Consider the following 6,459-nt stretch of genomic DNA (forward strand, 5'->3'; position numbering starts at 1 on the left):
CTCTTGCGCTTGCCAGCCGGCAACACTAGAGCGCTGCCCAATCGCCAGAGGCTTTCATTCCTGCGGGGCATTCTCGAATGGACGACCGTTTCAACACCATCGCCGGTTGGGTTCTGTTTTCCGGCGTTGTCGGGCTGGGCCTTACCAGCATCAGTTCGCACTATTTCACGGCCGACAAGCCGCATCGTCCGCATGAGATGGGCTATGCGATCGAGGGCGTCGAAGCCGAAGGCGCCGGGGGTGGCGACGTGCCCATCGCCACGCTGCTGGCCAGCGCCGATCCGGCCAAGGGCGAAGCGATCTTCGCCAAGTGCGCTTCGTGCCACACGATCAACGAAGGCGGGGCGAACGGCATTGGCCCGAACCTGCACGGCGTGGTCGGCGAAGCGATCGGCCAGGGCGTGGCCGGCTTCGCCTTCTCCGACGCGCTGAAGGGCAAGGGCGGCGAATGGACCTTCGACAACCTGAACGAATGGCTCAAGAGCCCGAAGGCCTTCGCGCCCGGCACCAAGATGACCTTCGCCGGCCTGTCCAAGCCCGAGGATCGCGCCAACATCATCGCCTATCTCAACACGCAGGGTTCGAACCTGCCGCTGCCGGCCGCGCCCGCCGCGCCCGCCGCGGGTGAGGCTCCGGCCGAAGGCGCCGCTCCGGCCGGCGATGCCGCCGCGAAGCCGGCCGACGCCGCCGCCAAGCCGAGCGAAGGCGCCGCCGCCGCTCCGGCCGCGGCCGCCAGCCCGGCCGCTCCGGCGCACTGATCGGCCCAGCCGCATCAAAAAAGGCCCGGCCGGCATTCGCCGCGCCGGGCTTTTTCGTGTCGTATCGGGCCCCCGATTCGCCTTGACGTCAGGCGGCTCCCTTACGTCAGGCGACCCTGGCCACGCCCCTTGAAGCCCTTGGCGATCACGTACCATTCCGACGAATCCTTGCGGCTCGCGGGCGGCTTGGCGTGCTTGACGCTGGCGAAGTGGCGTTTGAGCAGCGCCAGCAGCGCGGTGTCGGTCCCACCCGCCAGCACCTTGGCGACGAACGTGCCGCCCGGCGCCAGCGTCTCGATGGCGAAATCGGCGGCGGTCTCGACCAGCCCCATGGTGCGCAAGTGGTCGGTCTGCTTGTGGCCCACGGTATTCGCCGCCATGTCCGACAGGACGAGGTCGGGCTCGCCCTCCAGCGCCGCCCGCAGCGCGGCCGGCGCTTCATCGGCCATGAAATCCATCTGGAAGATCGTCACGCCCTCGATCGGCTCGGTCGGCAGCAGATCGATGCCGACGACGCGCGCCTTGGGGCAGCGCTGGCGCACCACCTGGCTCCAGCCGCCCGGCGCGATGCCCAGATCGACCGCGCGCTGCACGCCCGCCAGCAGGGCGAACTTCTCGTCCAGCTCGGCCAGCTTGTAGGCGGCACGGCTGCGGAAACCGTCGGCCTTGGCCTTCTTGACGTAAGGATCGTTGAGCTGGCGCGTCAGCCAGCGCGCCGAGCTGGTCGTGCGTTTCTTCGCGCTGCGCAGGCGCTCGCCCGGATCACCCCCCGAACGCGTCACCGCTGGCCAACACGCAGTTTCTGCACTTCGGCGCGCATCCGCTCACCGTGGCCATGCGCCGAGATCAGGCCGCGCAGGATGCCTTCGCGAATGCCCCGGTCGGCCACGCCCAGCCGGGCCGCCGGCCACAGATCGAGAATCGCCTCCAGAATCGCGCAGCCGGCCACCACCAGATCGGCCCGCTCGCGGCCGATGCAGTTCAGCTCGCGCCGTTCCTCGATAGACATCGTCGAGAGCCGCTCGCTGATCGCGCGCATCGAATCGGCCGGCACGATCAGCCCGTCGACCGCGCGGCGATCGTATTGCGGCAGATCGAGATGGAGGCTGGCCAGCGTCGTCACCGTGCCGCTGGTGCCCAGCAGCCGCAAGGCGCCCTCGCACGAGGCGCTCTCGCGCGCGGAAGCGGTGCGCTTGGCAAAGCCGGCGAAGCTGTCCCTGACCAGCCCGTGCATCCGCCGGTAGCGTTCGAGCCGGGCCGGCGCCGTCGCGCCTTCCGGCCCGCAGGTCTCGGTCAGCGAGACGACGCCCCAGGGCACGCTTTGCCAGTCGAGAATGCGGGGCACGGTATCGGTGCTCTCGATCAGCACCAGTTCGGTCGAGCCGCCGCCGATGTCGAAGATCATCGCCGGGCCAAAGCCTTCTTCGAGGAGGACGTGGCAGCCCAGCACGGCCAGCCGCGCTTCCTCGCGCGCGCTGATGATGTCGAGCGCGATGCCGGTTTCCTCGCGCACCCGCTCGATGAATTCGGCGCCGTTCTCGGCGCGGCGGCACGCCTCGGTCGCGACGGAGCGGGCGAGGTAGACGTTGCGCCGCATCAGCTTGTCGGCACAGACGCGCAGCGCCGCCAGCGTACGGTCCATCGCCTTGTCGGACAGCCGCCCGGTCTGCGCCAGCCCCTCGCCCAGCCGCACCACCCGGCTGAACGCGTCGATCACCGTGAAGTTCTCGCCCGACGGGCGCGCGATCAGCAGGCGGCAGTTGTTCGTGCCCAGGTCTATCGCGGCATAGGATTGGCGATGCAGGTTGGGACGGGCGACGACTTCGCGTCCGTCACCGGCCTTGCCGTTATCGCTGGATCGGCCGCCGGTCGGGCGCGGTCCGGGTTTGTCGGAGGGAGAACCGCCTTGTCTGCCGCTGCCCGGCTTGCGCCGTGCGTCCTTCTCTTCCGTTACCGTTACCGCCATCGCCGGCGGATCGTGCTCCGCCATGATACTCACATCTCTGTTCTATAACATCCCGCCGAAAGCGACGGGCACCTGACAACGATGCTAACGTGCTGCCAGCAAACGCACAAGTGCACCCGTCTTGACCCGAATCGCCTGCGCGCATACAGGGGCGGCCCTGCTGCCCCGTCGTCTAAAGGTAAGACTACGGACTCTGACTCCGTCAATCGAGGTTCGAATCCTCGCGGGGCATCCAGGAACAAGTCGCATTTTGTCGCATGATGTCGCGGACGCCTTGTGTTTCTGCGGAGTTTGCAGTCACTTGGGGCGCATGTTGTCGCATCGAGTCGCATCCAAGCGCGGACAGTGCCGGGGTATCGTCCGGGGTATCGGAAAGGATACCCGATGCTGACGGACGCCGAGTGTCGGAAATGCGAATCGGGGGAGAAGGACCGAAAACTTTCCGACGGAAAGGGCCTTTATCTCCTCGTCCGCAAGAGCGGTTCGAAGCTCTGGCGACTCAAGTACGAGTTCGCGGGCCGGGAAAAGACGCTGTCGATTGGAGCCTACCCGGAAGTCTCCCTGAAAGCAGCGCGGGACGAGCGCGATCGAGCGCGTATGCAACTGCGCCAGGGCATCGATCCTTCGGCCGAGAAACAGCGCCGCAAGGCTCAGGCGGCGGCGGAAGCGCTGAACAGCTTCGAGAAGGCCGCGCGCGCCTGGCACGAGGACCGATCGAAGACGCTTTCGGAACGCTATTCGGCCGCGGTGCTGAGCCGTCTCGAACAGAACGTCTTCAAGCGGATCGGCCCGAAGCCGGTCAGGGAAATCACCCCTGCCATGGTGCTCGACACCATCAGGGCGATCGAGAAGCGCGGCGCCCACGACATGGCGCACCGGGTGCGCAATCACATCTCGGACGTGTTCGTCTGGGCGATCGCGTCGGGCCTTGCCGAATACGATCCGGCGGCGATCATACGCAAGGCACTACGGCCGACGGACCCCAAGCTGCGGCCGGCGATGATCAAGCTCGCGCAGGTCCGCAAGGTGCTGAAGCTGACCGAGGCGCTTCCTGGCGTCCACTGGTCGACGCTGCTCGCCTCGCGCCTGCTCGCGCTAACGGCCGCGCGGCCGGGCGTGATCAGGATGGCGGAGCTGCAGGAGTTCGAGAATCTCGATGGCGATGCGCCAATCTGGAGAATCCCGGCCGCCAAGATGAAGCTCACGCGGCAACGCAAGCGCGATGTCACGTGGGAGTTCGTAATCCCGCTGTCACAGCAAGCGGCCGCGACGGCCCGCGCGGCGATCGGCGAGAGCATGGCCTGTCGATTTGGCGATGGACCGCGCTGGCTGTTCACCGGCATCGGCGATCCGCGCAGGCCCATCAGCGACGGCACGATCAGCAAGATCTACCGCGACGCAGGTTTCACCAACCTGCACGTCCCGCATGGCTGGCGCTCGAGCTTCTCCACGATCATGAACGAACGGGCCGCGATCGACGAACGCGATCGCGACCGCGCGATCATCGACCTGATGCTGGCGCACGCGCAGGCTGGGGTCGAGCCGATCTACAATCGCGCCGCGTACATGCCACGCCGGCGCGAAATCGCCCAGGAGTGGGCGGACCTGCTGATGAAGGGTTTGCCCGGCCCCGAGACCCTGCTGCCCGACCAGCGCCCCTGGCGCGCGGTGCGCAAGGAGGCCGCGCATGACGGCGCGCCCCATGGGAGACCTGCTCACTAGCTCATCCCGGAGCACCGTTGTGTTCCGACAAACCGGGCAACCGATCTGGCGCGGAAGCTACGATGTCGATGACGAACGCACAAAGGTTGGCCGACCGTTCGGCGATGGCAGCGCCCGTCAGGCCCGGGTCGTCATCAACGGGATACGCGACACCATGTTCGCCTGGATAAACAAGGTGGGCACGATCATCGACAAGGGGGGGAAGGTTCACCGGCTGCGATGGGAACATGCCCGAACGGCTTGCGCCGTCCTGAGTCTCATGGACTTCGCGACCGGGACTTGCGAGGCGACATATGACATGATCGCCAAGGCGGCCGGCATCTGCCGCATCACCGCTATTCGGCACATGGCAATTCTGCGGGAGAGCAAATGGCTCGACTGGGTCCGCCGCTCTGAATCGGGCAAGCAGGCGCCCAACAGCTACATCTTCGAAATCAGCCGCCTCCCCTTCGAGGCACAGGTTCATCTGCGGCAGATCCTCAAGCGCCAGGGGGTCGCACTGGAATCGCATCCCGAGCGCAAGGGCTCGGGGCCTGTACCCAACCGCGCGCAGCGGTTGGCCGAGCGCGTCGCAAAGGGGTTCGCGGGAACGATCGAACGCATGACAGGTCGCAAGCGTCGCGACACTCTGATCGACGAAGCGGAGTTCGTCAGAACCGAAATGGCGCATTTCGGGGACATCCCGACAAGCCAGTGGGCCGCCATGCGCCATCCCGATGATCCAGACGCGCAGCGTGCTTACAACGCCCGTCTCGGCATCCCTTTTTTTGTCGACCCGAGTATCAGGAATGCATCTGATTCCGGGCTTGTAGAACAAGGACAAAAGGACTGAGGGCGCTTTGGCGCCCTCAGGAGTCAATTTGTTCTGATAATCGCCGACCGAAAGGTCATTCCCGCCATCAGCGGAGCGCCGAAACCACCGGCGTGCGGGACCGGCTGCGCCGGTCCAGGGCTTCCCAGGGGGGGAAGCGCAAGGTTCGTGCCAAGCCGATACGGTTCGTTCAACCGCACCGGGCGATCATTGCGGACCTTCGAGAACCCGCGATCCTCCCGCGATCAGCACCGACATGAGCGCGTCGATTTGATCACCGGTCGGTAATTCCTCGGCGGTTTCGAGCATCTTCACGGCAGCACGATAGGCGTCGATCACTTTCACGATGCGAGGATCATACCCGGCAACCGTCACGTCGATCGCGACGATGAGCTCCTGCAAGGAGCGAACCGCAACGACCGACACTTCCCAATCGCTAAGAGCCACCTCAATTCCCCGCTGCCAAAGCCGTGGGCCGAATTGGTAGTTTAACGGCCGCGCCAGGGCTAGCCCGCGAGCAGCGCCCCCCAGCGATCGAACAACTGACGCCGGCGGCCGAGCTGCGCCGCGCGATTGTAGGCCGCTTCCACCTTGTCCTTGGGACTGTGCGCCAGCGCGCGGTCGATATCGGCGCGCCATTCGGGCGGCATCGTTTCGTTGAGGATCGTCGAAAAGCTCGAGCGCCAGCCGTGCGGCACGTGCCGGCCGGCGAAGCCCGCGCGGGCATAGAGCGCGCCGATCGCGCCCTCGCCGATCGGCGTGACGCCATCGCGGCCGGGGAAGACCAGGGCGTGCAAATTTGCAGGGAGAGAATGCAAATTTGCATCGCCAGGATACGAATTGGCGGCCGCGCGCAGCACGGCGACGGCCTCGGCCGAGAGCGGCACCAGGTGCGCGAACCGCGCATCCTGCTTCTTCGCCCTCGCCAGCTTCATGCGCGCCGGCGGCACGCGCCAGATCCAGCGACCCTGCAGGCCCTCGCGATCCTCGTCGGGCTCGATCTCGCTCCAGCGCATCCCCCGCACCGCCTCCAGGCGGACGGCGGTCAGCGCCAGGAATCGCGATGCCAGCAAAACAGATACGCGCGCGCGCGCGTATTCGCAGGCGGCGATCAGCGCCCGGCACTCCTCGATCGACGTCAGCGCCGGCTGCGGCCGGGGCGGACGCGCGCGGGCCATCGCCCTGCCCAGCTGCGCGGCCGG

The 6,459-nt window shown here is 66.8% G+C and carries 7 protein-coding genes and 1 tRNA gene; 4 read left to right on the forward strand and 4 right to left on the reverse strand.

The genetic code is table 11. The features are described from left to right. Positions 1-77: 77 nt before the first annotated feature. Positions 78-758, forward strand: a complete 681-nt coding sequence (locus PYV00_RS05045) for a c-type cytochrome (protein WP_275227183.1) — start codon at positions 78-80, stop codon at positions 756-758. A gap of 101 nt (positions 759-859) precedes the next feature. On the opposite strand, the gene PYV00_RS05050 is transcribed toward PYV00_RS05045, so the two are convergent. Further along, on the reverse strand, positions 860-1,540 hold the full coding sequence (locus tag PYV00_RS05050; RefSeq protein WP_275227184.1) for an RlmE family RNA methyltransferase: 681 nt from the start codon (positions 1,538-1,540) through the stop codon (positions 860-862). Continuing rightward, on the reverse strand, positions 1,537-2,748 hold the full coding sequence (locus PYV00_RS05055; protein WP_275227191.1) for a Ppx/GppA phosphatase family protein: 1,212 nt from the start codon (positions 2,746-2,748) through the stop codon (positions 1,537-1,539). The genes PYV00_RS05050 and PYV00_RS05055 overlap by 4 nt, the downstream gene beginning before the upstream one ends. A gap of 137 nt (positions 2,749-2,885) precedes the next feature. Here PYV00_RS05055 and PYV00_RS05060 point away from each other — a divergent pair. The 3 genes from PYV00_RS05060 (at position 2,886) to PYV00_RS05070 (ending at position 5,278) form a co-directional block, all read left to right on the forward strand. Beyond that, positions 2,886-2,959, forward strand: a tRNA-Gln gene (locus PYV00_RS05060). A gap of 149 nt (positions 2,960-3,108) precedes the next feature. Beyond that, positions 3,109-4,446, forward strand: coding sequence for a tyrosine-type recombinase/integrase (locus PYV00_RS05065; RefSeq protein ID WP_275227185.1), 1,338 nt, complete (start codon positions 3,109-3,111; stop codon positions 4,444-4,446). Then, positions 4,412-5,278, forward strand: a complete 867-nt coding sequence (locus tag PYV00_RS05070; RefSeq protein ID WP_275227186.1) for a hypothetical protein — start codon at positions 4,412-4,414, stop codon at positions 5,276-5,278. Before PYV00_RS05065 ends, PYV00_RS05070 begins: the two co-directional genes overlap by 35 nt. A gap of 186 nt (positions 5,279-5,464) precedes the next feature. Here the strand turns inward: PYV00_RS05070 and PYV00_RS05075 are convergent, their stop codons facing one another. Both PYV00_RS05075 and PYV00_RS05080 read right to left on the reverse strand, forming a co-directional pair. Next, positions 5,465-5,704, reverse strand: a complete 240-nt coding sequence (locus tag PYV00_RS05075; protein ID WP_275227187.1) for a hypothetical protein — start codon at positions 5,702-5,704, stop codon at positions 5,465-5,467. A gap of 59 nt (positions 5,705-5,763) precedes the next feature. Further along, positions 5,764-6,459, reverse strand: a 696-nt coding sequence (locus tag PYV00_RS05080; RefSeq protein ID WP_275227188.1) for a tyrosine-type recombinase/integrase, incomplete at its 5' end; no start/stop codon positions are given.

Origin of the sequence: Novosphingobium album (ex Liu et al. 2023) (genome assembly GCF_029076845.1) — a bacterium.
Classification (GTDB): domain Bacteria; phylum Pseudomonadota; class Alphaproteobacteria; order Sphingomonadales; family Sphingomonadaceae; genus Novosphingobium.

What these genes read in the sequence shown, in the direction of transcription:
- PYV00_RS05045 (WP_275227183.1), top strand. Translation starts at nt 78, where the DNA reads ATGGACGACCGTTTCAACACCATCGCCGGTTGGGTTCTGTTTTCCGGC.
- PYV00_RS05055 (WP_275227191.1), bottom strand. Translation starts at nt 2,748, where the DNA reads ATGGCGGAGCACGATCCGCCGGCGATGGCGGTAACGGTAACGGAAGAG.
- PYV00_RS05065 (WP_275227185.1), top strand. Translation starts at nt 3,109, where the DNA reads ATGCTGACGGACGCCGAGTGTCGGAAATGCGAATCGGGGGAGAAGGAC.
- PYV00_RS05070 (WP_275227186.1), top strand. Translation starts at nt 4,412, where the DNA reads ATGACGGCGCGCCCCATGGGAGACCTGCTCACTAGCTCATCCCGGAGC.